The sequence below is a fragment of the Paenibacillus sp. P4_E11 genome (assembly GCF_056401635.1).
Map to the genome: position 1 here is coordinate 1 of NZ_JBFUIX010000056.1, position 24,180 is coordinate 24,180.

Consider the following 24,180-nt stretch of genomic DNA (forward strand, 5'->3'; position numbering starts at 1 on the left):
CCTGCGGCGGCCGCGGGCAGCAGCGCCGCCAGCGCTGCCGCGTACGCGGCCTCGCGCGCCTCGAGCGCCTGCAGGCGGCGGTACGCGCCTAGCCGCGCTTCGAGCGCGGTCAGGCGCGCCGTCAGCGCAGCAGCGCTCTCGCGCGCGATGGCGGCTGCGCGCTCGCCGAGCTCTTCGGCGAGCGCGAACGCCTCGCGCCGGAAGAGCATCTTCGCGTCTGCAGCGAGCTGACGCGTATAATTGAGCGTGTACTCGCCGCTAGTCGTGGCTCCACTCTGCACCTGAGCGGCGAGCCATTCGGCTCCCACATCGTGAGCTACCCGCTCGAACCGCGCATCGATGTCAGCGGCAGTAAATAGTTCTCCTGCGGCCTGCTCCGATTCGCGGATCAGCATTTGCCGCAAATGCCAGATTACATGCGACTGTACCTGTGCCGAGAAATCAGTAGCGAATGCTTCCAGTCTTTGTTCGATTTCCTTCGCCGTTGCAGCCGCACGTGAGAAAAAGCCGACCTTGAACCCTGGCTTCCGACTCTCTAAATAATGATGAGCCAAATCCCGCGTACCAGCAGGTGTAATCGTAGCATTGTCCAGCAATTGTATAATGTCCTTCTTCAACTGCGGTACGTAAGCATCCATTAGCTGACGAGTCGACACTAGTCCCATATCCAGTTCTGTCACCTGAGCGAGTAACTCAGGCAGTTCATCCTCATCCACGGCAGCACGAGCTTCGTTTTTCTCCGGTTCACTGCGCTCCTGGATCCAAGTCGTATGCTCTCCAGTCAGATGCCGTGCAGATTGAACAACACTCCGCGTCCGCAGCATATCGGATAAGCCCGTTAATTCCGTGACGACGCGTTCCAGCTTACTCCACTCGTTCAGCGGGTGGTCAGCCACCTTAACGGACGTATACAAGATCCCGTCCGGCTCGATATGCCAATTGTTGAACGCTTGACGGACACTTTCGCGATACGTTTCGAATGTCAATTCCTGTTCACGATGCTTATCGATCTGATTGACGATTAGATAAAGCGGCTTGCCCCATTCCTTAAGCCGCTTGCAGAAGGCGAAGTTCACTTCCGACTGCACGTGATTGTAGTCCATCACATAGAACACGACATCCGCCAAGTGAAGCGCAGATTCAGTCGCCATCATATGTGCCGAATCCGTCGAATCGATACCAGGTGTATCAAGCAGGGCTGCTTTGCCGTCTAACAGCGGAATCGGGTAACGAATTTCGATAGAAGCAATTTCATTTCCATTACGGCAATACTCGTCCAAGGACTCTAAGGGCACTTCAACCGACTCTAGCGACTCAACCGCCAACTTGACATTTCCGTCTGTACTATCGACCGTACTCCATCCAGCATGGCTTACAACCGGAACTACAGTAGCACCTGGCTGCCCGCTGCGGATCGTCACCACATTCGCACTAGTCGGAATCGGACTGGAAGGAAGCAGCGGGTGTCCGCACAGCTTGTTAATCAAGCTTGATTTGCCAGCCGAGAAATGTCCGCAGAACGCGATCCTTAATAATGGATCTCCGGCTAACTCCGCCAGTTCCGCCATCTTCCCGGCATTCGTGTAATCTCCTTCCTGTACCATTCGTTGTTTAATGGCCGAGACCGCCTCGGCAGCGGCTGTCTCCCGGAAGTGATGCAATGCATTCATGATTCATTCTCCCCATATGCAATCCCCGAAAGGGAAGATTGCCTTCGATGATGGTTCCCTGTTAGTAAACAAAGAAAAAAACCGAATTTCTCCGGTTTCTAGTGTACCACACTTTCATTTTCAGGTATAAAAATTTCGAACACTTCGCCATGCTGCAAAATCGTGATGTTACGGTCGCGGTGCTTCATCACCACTACATCAGGTTTCGTTCTCATCCGGTCCAAGTAATTTTCCGGTACGTCCCCAGACTCGAATATCGTTACGCCCTCCACTTCCGCCTCTTCATCTACCCCAAGCGGTGTGTTGATGACTTTCTCGAATATATCGGAGAATACTTCAAAATCATTCGTATATACTGCAATACATTTCATGTTAATCCTTCCTTTCTCTCTCGTTCTCATTCCTTAGATTTCCTTTTTTCGTCGTTTTCATACGTCTCTTGCCCTCTAAACAAACATCTTGTAGCGGACATTCCTCACATTGAGGGTTTTGAGCCTTGCAATGATACCTTCCGAAGAAAATTAAACGGTGGTGGGTTTGTGTCCATTCCTCCCGAGGCACTTTCTTCATCAGCTTCAGTTCCACTTGAAGTACCGAGTCATCCGGATCTGCAAGTCCAAGTCGTTTCGAGACACGATCCACATGAGTGTCCACGGCGATCGCAGGCACACCGAAGGCATTGGACATGACTACATTAGCCGTCTTACGACCTACCCCAGGCAGCTCCACAAGCTGTTCATACCGTTCTGGAATTTGACTATCGTAGCGATCGATCAGAATCAAGCACAGGTTCTGGATGTTCTTCGCCTTGTTGCGGAACAACCCGATCCGGCGAATATCCTGTTCCAGCTCTTCCAACGGAACCGAGACATAATCGGCTGGAGATTTATACTTTTGAAATAAAGAAGCGGTCACTTTGTTTACCGTTTCGTCTGTGCACTGAGCAGAGAGCAACACCGCTATCGTCAATTCGAAGGGATTCGAGTGATGGAGCTCGCAATGGGCTTGCGGGAACATACTGGTCACCGTATCCAGAATATGACGTACTTTCTTGGCGGTCATCGATGGAATCCCCTCTTTTCTCACTGTGATAAAGTTTAAAGGAAGTAGACGAGCGGTTCAAGTACAAATCCCGATAAATTTCGACATTTTTGCGAAAAAAAACGTCGGCATGCTGAATGCATGCCAACGTTAGATGCAAAAGCGAGCTTTTATTTGGAAACCTCTACGATTTTTTCGCCCAAGAAATATACCTGAACGGTATCATTGTCCAGCAGGAAGCTTGGACTTAACGCCGTTGTGCCTTGATGCACATAAGCATTATCATGCAAGACGAAAATATAAGGCTCGGTTAACGTACTGCGTTTGAATGATAATTCCTTCGTTGTCGAATTGTAGGCGGACACGACTTTGGTTTGCCCCGACAAAACAGCAATCGTCGTTTTTCCCTTGGAGTCTGTAACGAGTTGAACTCGATCATTCACCTTCAGTGAATCCAGCGTCGTATAGATCCCAGAACCACTCTTAACAGTGAAGTTGCTACCGACTTCAATTACACGAGTAGTATTGGAGAAGTCTACTACTGTGACTTTCCCCTGAGCAGTGTCCACAGCTGTTACTTTACCACGAGTCGGATCCAGCAAGCGGATTGACTCTAACGTACGGCCAATAAAGTTGAACTCTACCCACTCATCCAGCGGAATGTCTGCAACCGTAATCGCGATCTGTCCATTGCGGACAATCGGAATCGAGTTCAAATAATATTCCACTGGAGCAGCATCAGATTCCCGGACCGTAATCTTCTGATTGGCATAGTCTTTGGACACGGTCTGCATGATAACCGCTGAGCGTACCTGGATTTGCGCGATCTGATCCTGCGTGGCATTGAACCCAACCCGCACGGAATCTCCTGGCTTCACATCGGCAATCGTGCTTGAAGTTCCTTTACCCATGATTTCTACATACGGATTCATGTACTTGTATGTGTAGATCAAGTTGTTCGGCGTTCTGAGCGTGAGCTCTCCGGAAACCGTATTGATCTGGGCAACCGTTCCCTCGAGACGTGATGTAATTTGAATAGAAGTGAGATTGTTGTCCGATACGGTCATGTTGACTTTCTTACCTTTTACAAACATCGTAGCGAAATTATCCATTGTTACATCCAGATTGTCATAGGTCATCTTGACCTTAGACGAAATTAGATATACCGCGAATTTCCCTAACTCGTCCTTAACGGTCAATAGCTTCTCCGTTGGTTCATAGCTGACGATCGTAGCCATGGAATAGTTTTGCACGGTGCTACTGGTAACCGTAATCCTATCGACCACGTTTCCGTTAATCTCGACCTTCACATCATCGCCCACATTCAGATCCTTAACAGTAGCGTATGGGTTCGCATTGATGACGACTTTCGTGTTGCTTGACAACGAATAGGCCGACAACCCGGTACCGCCTGTCTTCTGCAGGTTGATGATCATCTGATCCAGATTAATCAGCTTAATCTTCCCTTGATCGCGTAATTCCACGAGTTGTTTAACTACAGTAACCGCGTTCGCCTTGCTGTTCTTCACTTCAATTCGAATCGTATCTCCTGCATACAACTCAGCAGGATCGAACGGCTTATCGCCAAGCTTAATCGTGGTTAGAGCGGATACCGGATAAGTCTCTTCCAGACCTGTCACAGCTTCTTTCACCTTAATCTCTTGTGCTTGCAGATCGAGAGACACGAATGTCCCGTTAACGGTCTTGTTCACCGGCACTTGCTTCACAAGAATTTGAGATATTTTGGATGATGGAATAAGTGCGTTCTTCTTTAGTTCAAGTATGGAATCTTGCAGCAGGCTCCCGAGGCTAACGCCTCCGCCGTTTTTATCCAGGATGCTAACATTGGAGGCAAGCGAATATGTACTCTCCATCCCATCAACCAATACGGTAGCGGTTAGTGCATTCATATCTACCGATACTAACGTGCCTGTAATCGTCATCAGCTGAGGCTGATCGTTCAATACATCGGCATAGTACCCGACATTATTATCCACGACCACATACACTTCCGAATACAGCTTCACATCACCAGCCGACAATCGACGCGCGTCATCTCCAGGACTGAATACCGAAGCAGTCGGATACATCTGAATTTGTCTCGTTTTACCGTCTTTGTCTTGTAGCGTCCATTGATTGCCGTCGTTTTGCGTAATGAATCCTGTGTAGCCTTTCACGGAACGCTGCTCCATATATGGCTCCGCACGGCTCAAGAACGTCGCCATTTGGGCGCGTGTAACACTTCCGGTTGGACGAAACGTGTTGTCTTCGAACCCGTTCACCAGCTTGAGGGAGACGGCTGCGTTAATATAGCCCACTACATTAGATGATATTTTGGAAGAGTCTGCGAAAGAGCTTGGTCCAGTTGAAGACGTCGCCAGATCTTGCTTGCCGATCGCACGGATAATCATCTTCGCTACCCATTCACGGGATGCACTGCGGCTTCCCCACTTGGTTAACGACGACGTCTCTTCATTCATCGCGATCAAGCCTTTCTCAATAGCCAATGCGATATAAGGCTTCGCATCTTCGCGCACTTCAGCGAACGGAAGCGTAATCGTGGCCTTGTTGTTCAACGCCTCTGATTCCAGTCCCATCATGCGAATCGCCATAATGAGCACGTCTTGTTGGCTGACCTCATTCTCCGGCTTATACCCGGTGTCTTCCCCTTGAACGACACTTAATGCGGCCAACTTAAGAATATGCTTGGAAGCCCAGTGCGACGTAGCCACGTCGGGAAAGGATAGCTTGATGTTGGAAGGTGTCTTCTGGCCATTCGTTACAGAAGTTGTAGATCCCCCGCTACCGGTTGTGGGTGCCGTCTCCGCGTAAGCGGTTGAGGCAAGTACCATCGTTGAAATAATAGATCCGGTCACAATCTGTTTCATTTTGCGATTCATATTGGTCATTCCGTGCTCTCCTCTTACAAGATTATCGTTTGATCGGATGCGGGACATCCATATGGCCCATTAACGATTCCGTCTTCTTCCCGTCAACAAGCAGTTCGATTGTCGTCACTTCGCTGAATTGAAAGATCGCCTTCTTGAACGCATCCAGCAGTAAAGCCTCACCCGGCGCCCCGAGTCTACCTTGATCTGAAATCGTCATATTAACCGTTAGTAGTCCGGATTGAAGCTCTGCCGATTGAATCGTAATGGCATTAAATAAAGGTATAACCGATGCATCCGGTACAGTTTTCAGCTTCTGGAGTGTCTTCTTGTATTTGTCCGAATCGGCATCATAAGTAATCGAACTTTCCTTCTCAACCAGCTTCGATAACTCGGTGTCAGCATAGTAGGTTTTGATCTTGGTTTCCTTGGATGTGGAAGCCGGCTGTACCGGTTGCGTAGCTGCGGGAGTCGCAGCAGGCGCCGCTGGAACTTTGGCAGGTGTCGGTTTGGAACCGCATCCCGTTGCGCTAATGGCTAGCAGCAACAGTGCAGGAATCGCGGTCCTTCGAATCGTAGGCTTAAACATCAGCTTCACTCCTAAAAACTTTTTTGAAATACTCCTGTTCACGAGCTGATTAAATATTCCTTGATCGACGCCACAATTGCGGCAGCAGTGCGCTCTTGGAATTCGTTCGAGAACATTTGCGCTTCATCATTTTTATTCGACAGGTATCCTAATTCGAGCAATACCGCAGGCATTGTCGTCTCCCGAATTACTTTCAGGTTGCCATTTCTAACACGACGGTCAGGAAGTCCACTAGCGGCAACTAACTTACTGTGAATTAGATTGGCGAACGTAATACTATCAGGTCGATTGTAATAGGTTTCTATACCACTAACCGCAGCATTCTCGAAAAAATTCCCATGGATCGAAACAAATAAGCTTGCGTTAAGCCTGTTAGCTAAATCTACTCTATCCTGCAGGGTTGGGTATGTGTCATCCGTGCGAGTTTCAATCACTTCGATATCTGGTATCTTCTTCAAGAGTGCGATTACCTTGGCCTCCATCGCCAGGTTAAAATCTTTCTCGAGTCGTGCATTGAGCGATTTCGTTCCCGGGTCCGTTCCACCATGTCCTGCATCGATGACCACTTTTAACTGTTTGGTGATCGGCTGAATCCGTATCGTATTCGTCGCCTTGTCTTCCGTAAGCTTGTAATCGGATTTCTGGCTTAAATCCACTACGATTCTCGTTACCATGGGCTTGTCATTATTTTGCGCGTAACGAATTTTGGTAATCTTCGGATGCTTGACTGCGAACTCTCCACCCTTAGGGGAAATAGCGGCAAGCGGAGAACCAGCAAGCGTAACACCGGGCAAATCAATCGCAATCCGATCCGGTCCAGACAGGACCAACATCTTGGGAGATACACTCCCCGTAGTCTGGATAATCACCTCGTCTCCGACAAGCTCTAACTTGGATAGCGTTACATTAGTAGGGTCCTTATCGACCGAACCAGTCGGCTTATCCTTGCCTGAGCTTCCCGCTCCACTAGACGAAGCTTCGCCACTCCCGGATGAACCTTTCCCATCCGTTCCCGACGGATCAGGCTTACCAGTTCCTGTCGGTGTTCCAGTACCCGGCTTGGATCCATTAGAGTTACCGCCCGCGCCATTGTCTGAGGCTCCTGTACCTGTTGTGGTCGATTCATCTTGTTGCTTGTTGAGCGATACTGTTCTTGTTGCATCGTCATAGCTAACCTTGAGCCCGAACGATTCGGAAAAGAAGCGAACCGGTACAATCGTATTTCCGTTCACATTCTCCGGCGGAGCGTCCAATTTCATCGACACGCCATTCAAACTGACAACAGTATTGCCGATCTGCAGCTCAATGGCCGTCTTCCCGTGTTCCACTTTAATTCGCTGTCCTTCAGGTAACCAGCTTACTTGTGCCCCTACTTCCTCCAAAATAATTCGCAGCGGCACAATTGCACTATCATTTACAATTTTCGGTGCGACTTCCGGGTTTAGCTTCTTCCCGTTCAAAACTAATTGAACAGCGGCAGGTGCGGCCTCTGTCTGTACGGGGATGAGCAGGACAGCCAACATGAACAGCAAGAGCGGCAGTAACGCTTTCCAGTACTTCATCGTTCACCTCTAGCAATCTATCGATTTTTGCCTGCACCCTGCGAGGTCTAACTGGCAGCATCCACTATATTCTATCAAATTCCGCTGCCAAAAGACACTATCTGTGCAAAGCAGACAATCCATTAGACGCCATATTATGGGTGAAAGTTGCGAAATCTAACAAAAAACTCTATCATTTTCGGAAATTCGAAAAGATAGAGTCACTTTGTAACATATAAGCTCATCTCAGGGCGATTATCGATGATTTGCAACGATTTGGCCCATGACTCGGCTCGTCCGTGCAGCCGTTAATCCAGTACTGGCACATCGGCCAAGCCCGAGCAAATCATCGACGATCGTTTGGATAAGCGGCTGCTGAATATGCTGTGGCGGATCGAAATGGAAAGATACGGTGTTGTGCACAGTCGTCAGGAGTACGGGCTCATGTCCGAACGTCGAGAATGTCAATTTGCCTGTTGAGCCGACTATTTCATTGACGTCCTTGTTCTCATAGCCACAGAAACACCACGTCCCCGTCCCTTGCACCCCAGTCTCGAATTCATAAGCGGCCGAGACGGTATCTTCGGCAACGTATGCTCCTCCAAGATTACCCGCACGACCAGAAGCATAACGAATAGGTCCCAATAGAAAATCCAATACGTCCAGGGTATGGCTCGCCAGATCGAAGAAATACCCTCCTCCGGAAATACTCGGATTCAGCCGCCAAGGAAGCTGTTCCCCGCTCTCGGTCAGCCGCTTCGTCTGCGTCGTGTGCACATAGCGAACGTGCCCGATCTCACCTTGTTCGATTAACTGCTTGATGTGCAAAAACCGGGGTAATGCCCGTCTATAGTACGCCACGAATAAGGGTACCTCAGCCACTTGGCACGCTGTGATCATCTGCTCGCACTCCGCAAAGTTCAACGCCATTGGCTTCTCTACATATACAGGCTTTCCTGCGGCAGCTGCCGCTAACACATACGACATATGGCTATCCGGTGGTGTAGCGATGTAGATGGCATCAACCTCCGGATCGGCGATTAGATCTGCCGCCTGATCATACCATCTCGACACTTGATGGCGTCTGGCGTAATCCTCGACTAACTCACTATTGCGGCGCATTACCGCTACAAGCTCGGACTGGTTGGCACGTTGAAACCCTGGTCCGCTCTTAACCTCCGTTACATTGCCGCATCCAATGATGCCCCATCTTACTTTATCCATCCGCAGCCACTCCCTTCACATCATTCGCATACCACCCACACTTGCAGGTAACGCTATAGGCTGATCTTATAAAAATAACGCTTGCGGCATAAGCACGCAAGCGTCATGTTCAACCCGGGAGATTTCTTATCGAAGGACAAGCCGTTCCTTTTGTTTCGCTTCATAAGCGGATATGGCATCCTCATGTTTCAGGGTTAGACCAATATCGTCCAAACCTTGAAGGAGGAATTGACGGCGGTGTTCGTCCAAGTCGAACGAGATTACGAGCCCCAGTCCATCTGTAAGCTTTTTCTCTTCCAGATCAACAGAAAGCTTGTAGCCCTCATTAGCAGCTGTGCGTTGGAACAAATCTTCCACTTGCTCTTCGGAAAGCTTGATTGGAAGAATACCATTCTTGAAGCAGTTGTTGTAGAAAATGTCGGCAAACGAAGGGGCGATCACCACTTGGAAGCCGTAATCCTGAATCGCCCACGGAGCATGCTCACGTGACGAGCCACACCCGAAGTTAACACGGGAAATGAGCACGGAAGCGCCTTGATAGCGCGGCTTATTCAGTTCAAAGTTAGGATTGACGTTGCCTTGCTCATCGAATCTCCATTCGAAGAACAAGAACTGGCCGAAGCCCGTCCGTTCAATCCGCTTCAGAAATTGCTTAGGAATGATGGCGTCTGTATCCACGTTCACACGGTCAACCGGACCGACGATGCCAGTATGTTTCTTGAATGCTTCCACGTTTACGTTCTCCTCTCGACCGTTCGTTTACACGCCGGCTTCTACTTTGAATTTCCAGTCACGTACATCGACGAAACGACCTTCGATCGCTGCGGCAGCAGCCATCGCCGGGGACACCAGGTGCGTACGACCGCCGCGGCCTTGACGGCCTTCGAAGTTCCGGTTCGATGTTGAAGCGCAACGCTCGCCTGGGCTCAGAACGTCTGGGTTCATCGCAAGACACATACTGCAACCTGCATCACGCCATTCGAATCCAGCTTCGGAGAATATAACGTCCAGACCTTCCTTCTCAGCCTGAAGCTTCACTCGTCCGGAACCCGGAACGACAATCGCATTCACATGAGAAGATACTTTGTAACCTTTAGCTACTGCTGCGGCCGCACGCAAATCTTCGATCCGGCCGTTCGTGCAAGAGCCGATAAACACACGATCCACTTTCAACTCCGTCATAGGAGTCCCAGGAATCAAGCCCATATATTCTACCGCTTTCTCAGCGGCCTTGCGTTCGTTCTCAGTCGGGAACTCGCTTGGTACCGGCACCTTAGCCGTTACGTCTGTTCCCATGCCAGGACTAGTTCCCCATGTAACCTGAGGAATAAGGGAATCGGCATCGAATTCGACAACCCAGTCGTACGCAGCTCCATCGTCTGTTACAAGCTTCTTCCACTCGTCTACAGCACGATCGAACGCCTCGCCTTGCGGTACATAATCACGTCCGCGCAAGTATTCGAAAGTAGTCTCATCCGGAGCAATCAAGCCAGCTCTAGCTCCGCCTTCGATGGACATGTTGCATACTGTCATGCGCTCTTCCATCGTTAGATCGCGGATCGCTTGACCGGTATACTCAATAACGTAACCGGTAGCGAAGTCTGTACCGTATTTGCCAATGATACCGAGAATCAAGTCTTTTGCAGTGATCCCTGGTTTCAAGCCACCCAGTACTCGAACTTCTAGCGTCTTGGCCTTAGACTGCTGCAAGCATTGGGTCGCGAGCACATGTTCCACTTCACTCGTACCGATCCCGAACGCTAACGCGCCGAACGCACCATGAGTCGAAGTATGGCTGTCGCCGCAGACGATCGTTTTGCCTGGGTGCGTCAAGCCCACTTCTGGGCCCATAACGTGCACAACGCCTTGATCCACATGATCCAGGTCGAATAGCATAACGCCGAAGTCTTTACAGTTTTGCGACAATGTGTCAATCTGCTGCTTGGAGATCGGGTCCTTAATGTTGAAGCGGTCTTTCGTTGGCACGTTGTGGTCCATCGTAGCGAACGTAAGCTCTGGACGGCGCACCTTGCGGCCAGTCAGACGAAGTCCTTCAAACGCTTGTGGAGAAGTTACCTCGTGTACCAAATGAAGATCAATGTACAAAATGCTCGGCTTGCCTGTTTCTTCTTGAATCACATGATTTTCCCAAATTTTCTCAAACATCGTTTTCTTTGCCATGTTCTCACCTCGTCCGTTCTTTGAATTGATCATAACACTTTACCCTTTAATTGATCCACTATATAATATCTATAAGTGTCATAGGTATTGCCTATAATGCGCCGGTATAAAAGGAGTGCTAACCATGGAATTGCGTCAGTTACAATATGCCATCCAGATCGCAGCAGACAAAAACTTCTCGCGTGCCGCCGAGAAACTGCACATCGCACAACCTTCACTCAGTCAGCAATTGTCGAAGCTAGAAAAAGAAATCGGCGTCCTGCTGTTCTACCGCAACACGAACGCAGTCGAGCTGACGCATGCTGGGGCACTCTTCATAGAGAAGGCCCAGAAAGTGATAGATATGATGGAACAGATTAAGCAGGAGATGGACGATATTTCGCACACGCGGAAAGGTCGTCTTACCATTGGCAGTCTTCCTATTACGGGCGCCCACATATTGCCGCTCGTATTACCAGAATTTCAACTGCGTTTTCCGGAAATCGAGATCGTTCTGGTCGAAGACAGCTCTTCCCGCCTGGAGCAATTGACAGCAAACGGACAGACGGATCTCTCCTTATTGTCGCTGCCCCTGCAAGAGGAAGCCCTGTCTTACCAGACACTGATCGAGGAGCAAATATGGCTGGCCATTCCGCCTCAGCACCCGCTTGCAGATCGAAACGATGCGGAAGTGGACATACGACAGCTGGAACATGAGCCATTCATCACCTTGAAGAAAGGGCAGGGCTTTCGTCAAATCACGTTAAATCTGTGCGGACAAGCCGGGTTCACACCTCGGATCGTCTTTGAGAGCAGCAATATTGAGACTGTCCAATCTCTTGTAGCCGCTGGTATGGGCATCGCCTTCATCCCTGCTATGATAGCACGCGGTCACTGGAGTCAAATCACCCCTGCTTATGCCCAATTAACCGGAAATCCTACTAGAACACTTGTCATTTCGCATCGCAAGGGCAGGTACTTGTCCAAGGCAGCCGATGCCTTTATTCATACAATGAAAGATGTGCTGCAAAAGCACGCTTCAGAATCCTACAATCCAACAAAGGTGAGATCTTAGAAATGCACACGTTAACTTTTCTGGGCACTGGTGATTCAATGGGCGTACCTCGGGTATACTGCGATTGCCATGTATGTACGGAAGCACGGGCTACAGGAGTGAACAGACGATTCCGCTCCTCTGCCCTGTTGGACAGCATCAACGGCGGTAAGCTGATGATTGACTGCGGACCGGACTGGCTCGACCAGATGCGCATATTCAACATGCGGAGCTTGGACCATGCATTGATCACTCATGCGCATCACGATCATATCGCAGGACTTCCGGAATGGGCGGATGCCTGCCGCTGGACCCGGCAAAAAGGTACAGTCTATGCACCTGCAGACGTATTCGAAACGATCCGCAAGCAATACCCGTGGTTGGAGCGCCATCTTCGGTTCGTCACCAATGACGAAGGCTGCACGTTCGGGGAATGGACTATTCACCCAACACAAGTATGCCATGGAAGAAACGGACTCTCCTATGCGTACATATTCGAGAAACCGAACTTCCGCTGGGCTTATTGTTCAGATGCCATCTCCTTAACCGCCCAACAAAAAGAGCCGCTGAAGCGGCTTGATCTGCTTGTATTGGGAACAAATTATTACAAAGAGGATGCTGAACGGAGTTCGCGTTCTGTCTATGATATGTGTGAAGCGATCCAGTTAATGGAGGAATTGTTACCGGTTCACGTCTATTTCACTCATTTATCGCATGGAGTTGATCGGAACGAATCATATCCATTGCCGAATAACGTCACGCTCGCGCATCATGGACTTAAGGTCGCATTAACAAGAAGCACCAGAAATGCAAATGGTTCGTAGAGACTAGATCAAGCGCAAAGTTTCATTCTCTGTATCATTTCGTTAACATTATCCTTCTGTCCCGTTGCGTTTGTAGGACTTATATCTGTGGATGATTTCCCTCCAGGCGAAATCTCCGCGATCTAGTGCCATCACAAGCATTTCGGCGGTAGCAATGTTGGTTGCTACGGGTACACATTGAACGTCACAAAGCCTAAGTAATGCAGTCACATCCGGTTCATGAGCGAGTGCGATAAGCGGGTCGCGGAGGAAAATGACCAGATCAATCTCGTTCTGAGCCACAAGCGCTCCAATCTGTTGATCGCCACCCAATGGGCCTGATTTCATACGAAACACATGAAGCCCAGCATCCTCTGTCAGTTTCGTGCCGGTTGAACCTGTAGCGAACACCGTATGCTTCTCGAGGACTCCCTTGTATGCGATGACGAAGTTGACCATTTCCTCTTTCTTGACATCGTGGGCGATTAATGCAACATTCATGATGACCGCTCCCTCCAAATAATCTGATTTTATGTTCGATTTGTTAACATCGACCTATTTATAAAACTAATTATATACGCGAAAACACCACTAATCAATACATTTGCGTTATATTTTCTGACATAAAAGTGCTATATATCAAATTTTCATTAAAAATCTTCGCATTTTCTTTCGATTAGTTCTTTTTGGTGTAAAGTTATCTTACATACATCACATATTACTCCCTCTATCTTCTTTCTCTTGTTCCTTTCTCTATCTAGGCGCTGCGTCTTCCAAGTGGCATCTACTAATACTGGAAAGCTGCAAAAGTGCAAAAGTACAGGATTTTCGCCCTTGCGCATATAGAAAAATACCGGCTTCACGCCAAATGGCGGAAACCGGTACAACTATGTACACCCTATTCTACTTCGCATAACGATCCGGCGATATATCTCGTTTCGTCTTCCATATAATAGTAATACGTGATTAGAACACGTCCATCCGCCAGCTGCACCGCGCTTGTATAGCCGATATCGCTTCCCAAACCGTCATCACGGATTACGCATTCCGTCGCGGTGCCGAGATTGGTGCATTCTGCGTCAAGCACGAGCGCCCGAATACCGAATGGTTCATAGCGGTAGCCGTAATTCAACAACACGCGTCCGTCCGCCAGACGGAGAGCGTTGAATGGACTCGGCGAGTAGAACGGCCACATATGGACCTCACTCCAAGTGTGTCCATCGTCCTCCGACTCAGACGTGAACAGTGGCGCCGCAGATTGCTTTTCTCCCTGCTCTCTGTCCAGTTTCGAGCTGCGGATGAACAGCACCAATTTGCCTGCTTCCGTCTTGTACAAGTTCGGTTCGTGAAAATGATATCGCCCCTCGTAGCCCGGAATAAGTGCCAGACGTTCCCATGTGAGTCCGCGATCTTCTGTTCTTCCCACGACTACATTAAAGGTATCGCCATCTTGTTCGTAGAACGGCGCTAGAATGGATCCATCATCCATTTCCACACTATTTCCTCGAATCACCACGTCGCCAAGGCCTACAAGTGTTGGAGTATCCCATGTCTTCCCCCCGTCGACAGAACGAATCGAGTAGCAGCCAGCCATTTGTCCGATCCAGCGTTCCATGACACGGTGCCAGGTGCCAGCCTTTAATTCCGCAGGAGCATCGTCTTTCTCGTACACCTTCCAGGTGAAATAGGTGACAAATAATGAACCGTCTCGCAACACATTAAGGCAGGGATCCTGCACGCCATGGAAAAAATCGTCCCATATGACCATCGGTTTCGATTCCCATACGATGCCGTCTGTCGACCCGATCGAGACTGCCTTCGAGGAGGCATCCACATGCGTTATCGCTCCGTCATAACCAATCCGGCGATCCGGTGCCTGTCGGAAACCAAGACGGAACGTTCCGTCATGAAKCGGAACTACGGTCGGGAATGAGTTGTAGTGCTCATCCTTGTAGATTTCAACATGTGTTATCGTTTTTACGGCTGCCATAATATATATTCCTCCCTGAATGGACAATCTTGTACGGTTTGTAACCGAGTGGAACCATCGACCGAATCAACCTTTGAGGGATCCGATCATCACGCCCTTAGCGAAATACTTCTGAAGGAATGGATACACGACGACGATCGGAGTGACCGCAGCAATGATCGTTGCAGCTTTAACAGATTGGTTCGTCACTTCGGAAGTAATCTGAATGTATGTACCTGCGCTGGTCGTATCGATTTTGTCCTGCTGAAATATTTTTTGCACGAGCAGTTGCAGGACGAAGTCGTTTTTCTCCCGCAGATAGATCATCGCATCGAACCAAGCGTTCCAATGGGCTACTCCCGACCATAACGCGATCACCGCAATGATCGGCATCGACAGCGGGAAGATAATTCGGAAAGCCACCTGAATCGGATTCGCTCCATCCATCAGGGCCGATTCCTCTAATTCCTTCGGAAAGCCCATCAGAAAGTTGCGCGCCAGAATGATGTACCACGCATTGGCAAGCGTCGGCAAGATGAGCGCCCATATGGAATTGAGCAAGCCCAGATTCTTGATGTTCAAATAAGTAGGGATCAAACCACCGCTGAAAAATATCGTAAACAGAATAAATAACGTTATGAGGTTACGGTACGGCAAATCCTTCCGGGCCAACGAATACGCCGCTGACATTGTGACCAGTACCGTAAGGCTTGCCCCGACGACGGTCCGGAGGATCGTATTACCATAAGCGATGTAGATGATATCGCTGCTGAACAATTGCTTATAGGACATGATGTTCATGCCCTCCGCCCATAGCCGCRACCCCAGCTTGTCGACGTAGGCGGGAGCGGTCAAGGACAACATCAGCAAGTTCCAGAACGGATAAAGGAACAGGAGGGACAGGACTATCATAAGCCCATAATTGAAATAATCGAATGATTTGCTGGCAAAGCTTCTGCGTCTGAGCGTATTCACGAGCCGTCCCCCCTCACCATATTCCGTATTCATTGAAGCGTTTGACAATGTAGTTCGTTCCTATGACCAAAACAAGGGCAACCACGTTCTTAAACAAACCGACTGCCGTGGAGAACCCGTACTTGGTATCAATCAGACCAATGCGATACACATAAGTATCGATAATGTCCGCGACACTGTAGACGGCCGGGTTGTAGAGATTGAAAATTTGATCGAAGCCGGCATTCATGACCCCACCGACATTAAGAATGAACAACACGGTCATGACCGGAATCAGCGATGGAATGGTGATGTATCTTATCTGATGAAAGCGGTTCGCCCCATCGATGGTCGCCGATTCATACTGATCCTGGTTAATGCCGGCAATCGCGGCCAAATAGATGATACTTCCCCAGCCTACACTTTGCCATAAGTGACTAACGACGAGCACCCCTACGAATGTGTCCGGATTGGCCAGAAAATGAATCGCCTTGCCGCCGAACAACGTAATCACAAAATTGAGTGCCCCCCTTGAAGGAGATAACAGTTCAATCATGATGCCCGACAAAATCACCCACGACATGAAGTGAGGCAAGTAGGAAATCGTTTGTACGATTTTCTTGAATCTGCCGTTTATCAATTCGTTAAATAGTAAAGCGAGCAAGATTGGAGCGGGAAAGCCGAATAGGATGTGCAATCCGCTGATGACGAGCGTGTTGCGCAAGATGCGCCAGAAAAAAAAGTCATGGAAGAGCTGGTTGAAATTGTCCATGCCAATCCACGGACTGCCGAGTATGCCGTCGATAAACCGGTAGWTCTTGAAAGCCATGATGACGCCGTACATCGGAAAATAGTTAAAAATTAAAAAACAGAGGAGCGCCGGAGCCAGCATGAGATAATAAAATCCGTATTTTCGCCATCTGCCTCCCGACGTTCTTGTGGACATGGGGGCCGATAAGCCGGCCGTCGTGTCGCTCATACCGCTAGCCTCCTATTCAGGGAACTCGCCTTATTTCTTATTCGCCTCGTCATACAGCTTCTGGTAATTGTCCAGAATGGCTTGGCCGCCGGCATCGAGATATTTTTTCTTGTACGCTTCCCATTCCTTGTCGATGTCGAGTTTGCCGACGGTTGCATTCGTTTCGAATTCGGTGACAACCGTTGTCACGGCTGTTCCATTTTTCAATAGCGCTTCATTTGTGGAGTTGATCGTGAAGTTGACGTCATTGTATTTCTTCGTACTAGACATGGCCACATCGTACGCAGGCAGATCGATCTTCACCACATTGTTCTTCTTGAAGAAATCCCAGTTGTCCGGCCGAAGGGCGAAATATTGGCCAATGCCTTCCTGGGTGATTTTGTCGATGGACAAATACTCCGCCGGAACTTGTATGACCCCGTCTTTGTCTCTCGTATAGCCTTTACCATCTTCACCAAAGTAGGAGCGGATGTAGAAATTGTCGTCGGCAGACATGAAATTTTTGATCGCCATGATACGTTCCATCTTCTCATCGCTTGTTTTGCTGCCAAAGAAGAAGCCCCTCTGCATCGCCGGATAGGCACTGCCTCCCGCTCCCTTGTCGCCGGTTGGTCCAGCAAACGGTTTCATAAATACGATATTGGCCTTCGGATTTTTGTCCAACAACATCTTGGTCACATTACCTGCCGTAGTCGAGGCATACCACCATGGGTGATCGGCGAGCACACCGAACTTGCCGTCTCCCCACTTCGCTCGCTGCTGTGGCCGTTGATCTGTAATCGATTCAGGATCGATTAAGCCTTCTTTGTACCAGGCTTGCATCGTTTTCAAGTATTGCTTGTACTCGTCGGTCAATACACTGGAGAATACTTTGCCGCTGCTGTTCGCGTAAAATGCGTTGCCCGACCCGAGACCGAACGCACCTCGCAAGTACAACTGAAGCCCGTGTCCGCCGTACGTATCCCGCTTGCCGTTTTTGTCTGGGTCGTCGAACGTGAATCGCTTCAGCATGTCGTGGTACTCCTCGAGGGTCTCCGGCAGTTTGGTCATGCCGACATTATCCATCCAATCCTTGCGAACGCCCATGACCCAAGGCTGCAGTGCAGCATAGTTGAGGAACGGCACCGCGTACAGCTTGCCCTTGAACTTCATCGTGGAAGCGACGATTTTGGGGTCCGCCATGCTTTCGATGCTCTTCATCCAGTCCGGCATAAACTTACGCAATTTATCTTCCGGTACTTCCCGCACCAACCCTTGCTCCATCAAAAAATTGGAATCAACGTTGATGCGGATGTGATCGGCCGTTTTGCCGTCGGCGAAATACAAGTTGACCTGTTCTTTGTTATGAACGTCAAGCGGTACCATGGTGAGCGTTACGTTGAACTTTTCCTCGATGAGCTTTTTTACCGGGTTGTTAGTCGCGTCGTTGATTTTACCGATCTGATTGTGACCGATCCATGAGATGTCCAGATGTTTGTTATTCGCTCCAGTCGAGACGGGTGGGGCATTGCTAGCCTTCGTTGTTGCGTCTTCCTTCCCGCCGCTGCACCCGCTGAGGATCGTGGCCGCTAATGAAGCAAATACGATCCATTTCCCTGCCTTGTTCCAAGCTACCCCCTTGCGCTGCTTCAAACGAATCACTCCTTGTCGTTTAATTGCCTTGCCGTTTCATCATAGAGGGATTGCCGACTACGCGCATATGCCCGGATCATGACATGAGCCTGCCATTTGATGACAATGTCATCAAAACGTAATCCCGGAATATGCCATCAGCTAAGCACGGTATCAATAATGCTGTTTGCGGAACTCGCCGGGGGTTATGCCCGTTATATCTTTAAAAAGCTTGATGAAATGATTCACCTTGGCATAACCTAGCTGTTCACTGATATCCTGTACCTTCAGTTCCGTCTGCAGAAGTAGCTCTTTGCTGCGACTAACTCGCGTTTGAATCATATAATCTGTGAATGTGACACCGGTATATTCCTTGAAGATGCGGCTTAGATAGGCCGGATTCAAGTTCAGTTTGTCAGCTATCGAAGTAAGCGAAACCGTACCGACGGGTTCGGTTACGATCAGCCGTTTGGCATGCTCGACATGCGTGTTTTTCTTCTCTTGGAAAGCTTGGCCGACGAACGTCGCGGTATCGCCAATCAAGCTCTCGAACCAAGCGGTCATGCTACGCCAATCGTCTTTTTGCAAAAAAACGGCCAATAGTTGAGAGCGTTCCCCAGAAACAATCTCCCGCATGTCGAGATGTAAATCCCGGACGGTTTCAATAAGTTTGACGAGCAACAACAGGAACGTTTGCTGCACCTGAGGGAAAGCGACCTTACCTGTCTTAGACCGCATATCCCGCACCATCTCAGCGAATATCGCAAGCGCTTGGTCCTTATCGCCGTTCTTCAGGCAGATGATAAGCATCGCCTCCATTTCCTTCGGGTACGGTTGTGGATCATGAGCATGCAGTCTGACATCTTCGATATATACAATTTCTCCGTCCGCCGTCATCCCTTGGTATTGCAGCGCTTCTTCCGCCTCGAAGTAAGCTTGCGGCAAATCTCCGATCATCTTGCAGGAAGTGCCTATACCGATCGCACAATTCATTTCGTGATTTTCGTAGATCGCAGCCTTGATGGCTTCGGCGACTGAGAAAGCAGCGGACATCTCCTGTTCAGCGCAATTAAGCAACACTAGATACGTATCCTCTTCCATCTCAAGCACCCAATGCGTATACCGGCTATCGATCGATGAGGCAATCGAATCGGTGATCAGCAGTTGTTCGATTTGTTCGATCTCGATGCTTCCGCAATCACGATCTCCGATGTCGACAGATACCAGGATCGGTACGATAGCACTTGCCCTTAAGCCGATCCCCAAATACTCAAAGCGTTCTTCGACCGCTTTCGTGTTCATTGCATGCTTCTTCAATAGAGACCTCACGAACTTCTCCTGATGGGCGGGCAAGCTTTCCCTCAGACGAAGCTGCAATCGATTCCCTGTCGCGTATGCATCCGCAAGCCCCTCGCTAATCACGCGGAATTCCCCCTGTGGCCGCCTGCCTTTCAATCCGATGTTTCCTCCTTGACTGCCGTCTTTCACGAATTGGAGCAAATGACTGACTGGTCTATAGATGCGGCGACTAGTCAAGACAACCAGAATCGCTGTCGCGAGAGTTAATAGGATAGATACGGTTAAGAACAGATTGCGAATATTGGAGACGTTGCTGTACAACGTTTGTAAGTTCGTGACGTTAGCGATGTCCCAGCCTAGCACCTCGGAATTTCGCCAAGAGACGAGCTGCCGGTTCGCCACTACCTTGTGCGATTTGTTGCCGCTGATTTCCACAGCGTCCTGCCCGGCAAGGATAGATTGCACGAATGTGATACCGCCCGCCTTAGAGGCGTCATTATCATAGAGCAGCGGCTCTCCTTCGCGGGAAAACACCAGAACCGATGTCCCGTGCTCGACACCAAGCCTGCTGATGAGGTTCGTATAGAAGGCGTCCGCATCCAGATTGATGACGATAGTATAGTTCGAACCCAGCGGCCGGAATACAACCGGGACGACTCGCTTGAGTACGCCGTCTTCCTGCATTGCACCACGTACGTTCATGATGAGCGGGTAGCCGAGCGAGGTAGGTCTCAAATCTTGGTCCCATCCCGAATCATAAAATCTGTCAATTTCATATTGCAAATAGCCGGATGTAAGAACGATTCCCCTGGATGGATTGATATAATATACGGAGCAAATGAACTCGTTCAGCTTCAGCAGATCATTCATGCTGCGCAATACCTTGGCCTTGCTGGCCATGTAGTCCAGCAGCTGTTCCCTGTTCGATGACTTGTGCCAACCGTTAATCTCATCGAAATAGTTGCCTAACGGGAAAATATCGAAATCAGTTAACGTGCTGTTGGTGACGAACTGGCGAAAGCCGTTGCCGATTTGCTTGACGACCAATTCCATAGCATTCACCGTCTGATTCAAATACAATTCATTGGCCTGCTCAATATCGTGACGCATCGTATTTTGCACGTTATGGTAGAAGAAAACACCAAGAACGCCGATCGGGACGAGACAAATCAGCAGTGTAAATGTAACGAGACGCATGAAAAAATGCTTGTGTCTAGTAAACGTCCTCACCCTATGTAGCATGTAAAGTCCCCCTTGGATAAAGTGTTGTTTATCAACTCTATATATGTAAGCGTTTTCTATATTGGTTGTAAATGCTGTGTATTCTTATTATAGCTGTAATACCGCTGGAAGGAATGATGTCTTCATGACATTTATATCCGATATCATGACATTGCCTCCTGATGAGCTAATTAGTATCATACGCATAGGAGTTCAACAAAAAGCCCCATGCTTCTGCAGTCTGCAGCATAGGGCTTTATACTTGGCTTATTAGCGCTTCAATATATCCGCGTTTCTGGTGAAGATCTGTTCCTTGATGTCCGCCTCCACGTCCGCCATCTCGACAAGCAGGTAGGTGCTTTTCAGCGCAAATAGCGGGTGCTGTGATCCATACAAGATTCGCTCGACTGGAATGACTTTGACCAAATCCTCAACAACGAACACCCGATCCTTCAACCCCGACGTGTCCACATAAACATGAGGATGCGCTACAATGTCCGCCTTCATCTTTTCAATCTCGCCTATGCGGATCGTCAGCAGCACCATCGTCAAGTTCGGTTGATTCGCGATAAGTTGCTGTAACGCCTCAACTGCTACTGGTCTTTGCTGAAGCAAATAATCGAGACGCTCGTCCTCCATTCGCATGGAGATGAACAGGGGTAATCTATTCTTAACCAATATCTCACATAGACGCCCCATGTCGTCCCCATTCAGATCGAATGGATGATAGCTCGGATACACGCGAACACCATGAATATCGAAACGCTGGATTCCTTCCTCAATATCCTTTTCCCAGCCCGGAAGCTCAGGGTTCACGGTTAAGATATGCTTATACTCTGTCCCCTTGATCTGCTCGTGCAGTTCTTCATCGCCCTCGAACGGATCATTGTAGAACACACTATTCAGCGAAGCCGCGTAGCCACTAGTGATCTGGTTATCGGCATGCACTTTGCGCAGATGCTCCAGCTTGTTCTTATACACCTTACGGAACGGCCATTGGCCAAGCAATACGTTAACGTCCGTGTACACTTGTGTTCCCCCTCATCTGGGCACGACAGCCCGATTACGCAAGTTTATAGTTGCGATCGAACAATTTCTGCGCGTTTTTGTAATAAATATAGTCTTTTTGTTCCGGAGTCAACTCCGCTTCTTCTACTTGCCCGACGTTGACGAGATACGTGATCGTAATATCAGACCCGAATACGACACGCTCCGCTCCAATGTGCCGTATCGCATAATCCAACTCATCCCTGCGGAAGTACGTACCGGAGAAATCCGTCCAGACGTTCGGATAATCACGAATGGCTTTGATCCCATGGTAGCCGTTCCCGCCGAAATGCGCCATTAATATTTTGACCTCAGGATAGCGTGCCGCTAATCTCGCGACATGAACCCCCGTCGATTCATGCYCCAATTGCCCGATTGTCTTGTGGAACGAATGGATCAGAATCGGGATGTTGTATTGGATGCATTGCTCGACTAACGGAAACACAGCCGGATCATCGCAATAGGTCGCCACCCACAGTTTCATTCCAGACATGCCATATTGTTCGACCCCTCGACGCAACACATCGAGCGCATTTGGGTTAGCCGGATTCACATAACAGTAGCCTTCAATCAATTCTGGCTCTTGCTTCATGAAACGATGCACATCTCCGTTCAGCATCTCAATCTCAGCTTGATCCGAGTAATAATTCAATAGCCCGGAAACATGCAGTCTGGAAATGTTGAATCGTTCCGCGGCCCTAAGCAATATGTTCGTACTCTCTTCGTATCTCCCGCCCCATACGTGCGCATGAGCATCAATAATCATCGACCTAGTCTCCTCGCGATGTCACTTCATGGTTTATACGGCAGCGATTGTGCGACAGGCTTCGTCCAAGCGATCCAGTGCTTCGGCAATATCAGCATCCTTGTGACTATAATTCACGTACGAGACGTTGTACAAGGACACTCCTTGACGGTATGCTTCCCGTAGGAATCTCGACAGCAAGCCTGCAGGTGCATCGGGCTTCGTTACGAAGGCCGGGCAGGGGAACAGCCCTTTCACTTCGATCGGGATACCGTATCGGATGAATCGATCGTTCAAACCGGTCCACATCGTTTCCCCTTGTTTCCATATGTGACCGACGACGTCCTCTGTCTGATACACATTCATTGTTGCTTTGGAAGCGGCGAGTGACAGCGTCTCCCCCCCGAAGGTGGAGGAAATGACCGTACCACCCCGATCGCAGGCCGCCATCACTTCCCGGCTTCCTACATAGGCGGACAACGGCATACCATTAGCCATGCCTTTGCTGAATATCGCCAAATCCGGATTGACGTTAAAATATTGCTGGATACCGCCTAACGCCACCCGAAAACCAGTTACGATCTCATCGTAAATGAGTAAGATGCCTCGCTTGCTTGTCAGTTCTCTTACGGCCGAGTAATACTGGGCGCCTGCTGCCATCCCTACATAATCAGCGRCAATCACGACCGCTGCAACCTGACCGTCAAATGCATCAAGCACTTCCTCTAATGCGGGGATATTGTTCCAAGGTACAACATGGTGCAAGGCCGTCAATGCAGCGGGAACGCCTGGTACAGAAGCCCCGGTCGAACGTTGCCCAGGGAGTGCTTGACCGCCGGAACCCAATGCGTTCACCCAGCCGTTATAACCAACCTGCACGATGTGATCTCGACCTGTATAAGCTCTGGCAATTCGGATCGTAGCCGCAATCGCTTCGCCACCTGTCTTCAGGAATCGAGCTTGCTCTGCGCACGGGATTAGGCTGCATAGCTGCTCCGCGACCTCGGCTTCCAGCGGACTTGGTTGTCCGAATATAATTCCGTTCGATAACTGAGCCCGAATCGCATCATCCACAGCAGGGAACTGATAACCGAGCGTAATCGGACCAAGTCCGTTACGAAAATCGATATAGCTGCGTCCATCTGCATCCCACACCCGACAGCCTTGCCCTTTAACTATAACAGCTGGCTCTTCCGGTAGTAATGAAGGCGCTTTCGAACAAGTGCTGGATCCCCATGGAATGGATTGATTCAGCCGGTTGTGCCATTGCTCATTCGTATTCGTTAGATTGATGCTCATCGGATTCCCCTCCAGTTAGACGATTGATTGAGTGATTCAATACATGTTATAGACATGTGTTAATTCAACCACAAATAGACGCCGGT

Annotated in this window: 20 protein-coding genes; 2 read left to right on the forward strand and 18 right to left on the reverse strand. The window is 49.4% G+C overall.

Going from position 1 to position 24,180, the window contains the following annotated elements:
* The 9 genes from AC1DWB_RS20215 to leuC form a co-directional block, all read right to left on the reverse strand.
* A partial coding sequence (locus AC1DWB_RS20215; RefSeq protein WP_477542899.1) for a dynamin family protein occupies window positions 1-1,670 on the reverse strand: 1,670 nt, incomplete at its 3' end.
* Between the two features lie 98 nt (window positions 1,671-1,768).
* Window positions 1,769-2,041 (reverse strand): NAD/NADP transhydrogenase alpha subunit, encoded by a 273-nt coding sequence (locus tag AC1DWB_RS20220; protein WP_477542900.1) that lies wholly within the window; start codon window positions 2,039-2,041, stop codon window positions 1,769-1,771.
* A gap of 1 nt (window position 2,042) precedes the next feature.
* The gene (gene nth, locus AC1DWB_RS20225) at window positions 2,043-2,732 is read right to left on the reverse strand and encodes an endonuclease III (RefSeq protein WP_477542901.1); all 690 of its coding nucleotides are present in this window, start codon (window positions 2,730-2,732) and stop codon (window positions 2,043-2,045) included.
* A 149-nt stretch (window positions 2,733-2,881) separates the two neighbouring features.
* On the reverse strand, window positions 2,882-5,620 hold the full coding sequence (locus tag AC1DWB_RS20230; RefSeq protein WP_477542902.1) for an S-layer homology domain-containing protein: 2,739 nt from the start codon (window positions 5,618-5,620) through the stop codon (window positions 2,882-2,884).
* Between the two features lie 22 nt (window positions 5,621-5,642).
* Window positions 5,643-6,188 carry a GerMN domain-containing protein gene (locus AC1DWB_RS20235; protein WP_477542903.1) on the reverse strand — a complete coding sequence of 182 codons (546 nt, stop codon included), beginning with the start codon at window positions 6,186-6,188 and terminating at the stop codon, window positions 5,643-5,645.
* 38 nt (window positions 6,189-6,226) lie between these two features.
* The gene (locus tag AC1DWB_RS20240) at window positions 6,227-7,750 is read right to left on the reverse strand and encodes an N-acetylmuramoyl-L-alanine amidase (protein ID WP_477542904.1); all 1,524 of its coding nucleotides are present in this window, start codon (window positions 7,748-7,750) and stop codon (window positions 6,227-6,229) included.
* 234 nt (window positions 7,751-7,984) lie between these two features.
* The gene (locus tag AC1DWB_RS20245; protein WP_477542905.1) at window positions 7,985-8,953 is read right to left on the reverse strand and encodes a Gfo/Idh/MocA family protein; all 969 of its coding nucleotides are present in this window, start codon (window positions 8,951-8,953) and stop codon (window positions 7,985-7,987) included.
* Window positions 8,954-9,079: 126 nt separating this feature from the next.
* Window positions 9,080-9,685 (reverse strand): 3-isopropylmalate dehydratase small subunit, encoded by a 606-nt coding sequence (leuD, locus tag AC1DWB_RS20250; protein WP_477542906.1) that lies wholly within the window; start codon window positions 9,683-9,685, stop codon window positions 9,080-9,082.
* 27 nt (window positions 9,686-9,712) lie between these two features.
* Window positions 9,713-11,134 carry a 3-isopropylmalate dehydratase large subunit gene (leuC, locus tag AC1DWB_RS20255; protein ID WP_477542907.1) on the reverse strand — a complete coding sequence of 474 codons (1,422 nt, stop codon included), beginning with the start codon at window positions 11,132-11,134 and terminating at the stop codon, window positions 9,713-9,715.
* A 124-nt stretch (window positions 11,135-11,258) separates the two neighbouring features.
* Here leuC and AC1DWB_RS20260 point away from each other — a divergent pair, with 124 nt between their 5' ends.
* Together AC1DWB_RS20260 and AC1DWB_RS20265 are read left to right on the forward strand one after the other, a co-directional pair.
* Window positions 11,259-12,188: a LysR family transcriptional regulator gene (locus tag AC1DWB_RS20260; RefSeq protein WP_477542908.1), complete on the forward strand. Its 930-nt coding sequence runs from the start codon at window positions 11,259-11,261 to the stop codon at window positions 12,186-12,188.
* A 2-nt stretch (window positions 12,189-12,190) separates the two neighbouring features.
* Window positions 12,191-12,991, forward strand: coding sequence for an MBL fold metallo-hydrolase (locus AC1DWB_RS20265; RefSeq protein WP_477542909.1), 801 nt, complete (start codon window positions 12,191-12,193; stop codon window positions 12,989-12,991).
* Between the two features lie 48 nt (window positions 12,992-13,039).
* Here the strand turns inward: AC1DWB_RS20265 and AC1DWB_RS20270 are convergent, their stop codons facing one another.
* The 9 genes from AC1DWB_RS20270 to AC1DWB_RS20310 form a co-directional block, all read right to left on the reverse strand.
* Window positions 13,040-13,471: a methylglyoxal synthase gene (locus tag AC1DWB_RS20270; RefSeq protein ID WP_477542910.1), complete on the reverse strand. Its 432-nt coding sequence runs from the start codon at window positions 13,469-13,471 to the stop codon at window positions 13,040-13,042.
* Window positions 13,472-13,868: 397 nt separating this feature from the next.
* Window positions 13,869-14,960: an exo-alpha-sialidase gene (locus tag AC1DWB_RS20275; protein ID WP_477542911.1), complete on the reverse strand. Its 1,092-nt coding sequence runs from the start codon at window positions 14,958-14,960 to the stop codon at window positions 13,869-13,871.
* A gap of 66 nt (window positions 14,961-15,026) precedes the next feature.
* Window positions 15,027-15,914, reverse strand: coding sequence for a carbohydrate ABC transporter permease (locus AC1DWB_RS20280; protein WP_477542912.1), 888 nt, complete (start codon window positions 15,912-15,914; stop codon window positions 15,027-15,029).
* Between the two features lie 13 nt (window positions 15,915-15,927).
* Window positions 15,928-16,872, reverse strand: a complete 945-nt coding sequence (locus tag AC1DWB_RS20285) for an ABC transporter permease (RefSeq protein WP_477542913.1) — start codon at window positions 16,870-16,872, stop codon at window positions 15,928-15,930.
* Between the two features lie 30 nt (window positions 16,873-16,902).
* Complete coding sequence (locus AC1DWB_RS20290) at window positions 16,903-18,504, reverse strand: type 2 periplasmic-binding domain-containing protein (RefSeq protein ID WP_477542914.1); 1,602 nt, start codon at window positions 18,502-18,504, stop codon at window positions 16,903-16,905.
* Window positions 18,505-18,657: 153 nt separating this feature from the next.
* The gene (locus tag AC1DWB_RS20295) at window positions 18,658-21,024 is read right to left on the reverse strand and encodes a helix-turn-helix domain-containing protein (RefSeq protein WP_477542915.1); all 2,367 of its coding nucleotides are present in this window, start codon (window positions 21,022-21,024) and stop codon (window positions 18,658-18,660) included.
* 249 nt (window positions 21,025-21,273) lie between these two features.
* Window positions 21,274-22,032, reverse strand: coding sequence for an amidohydrolase family protein (locus AC1DWB_RS20300; protein WP_477542916.1), 759 nt, complete (start codon window positions 22,030-22,032; stop codon window positions 21,274-21,276).
* A gap of 34 nt (window positions 22,033-22,066) precedes the next feature.
* Window positions 22,067-22,816: an amidohydrolase family protein gene (locus AC1DWB_RS20305; RefSeq protein WP_477542917.1), complete on the reverse strand. Its 750-nt coding sequence runs from the start codon at window positions 22,814-22,816 to the stop codon at window positions 22,067-22,069.
* A gap of 33 nt (window positions 22,817-22,849) precedes the next feature.
* On the reverse strand, window positions 22,850-24,094 hold the full coding sequence (locus tag AC1DWB_RS20310) for an aspartate aminotransferase family protein (protein ID WP_477542918.1): 1,245 nt from the start codon (window positions 24,092-24,094) through the stop codon (window positions 22,850-22,852).
* Window positions 24,095-24,180: the final 86 nt, after the last annotated feature.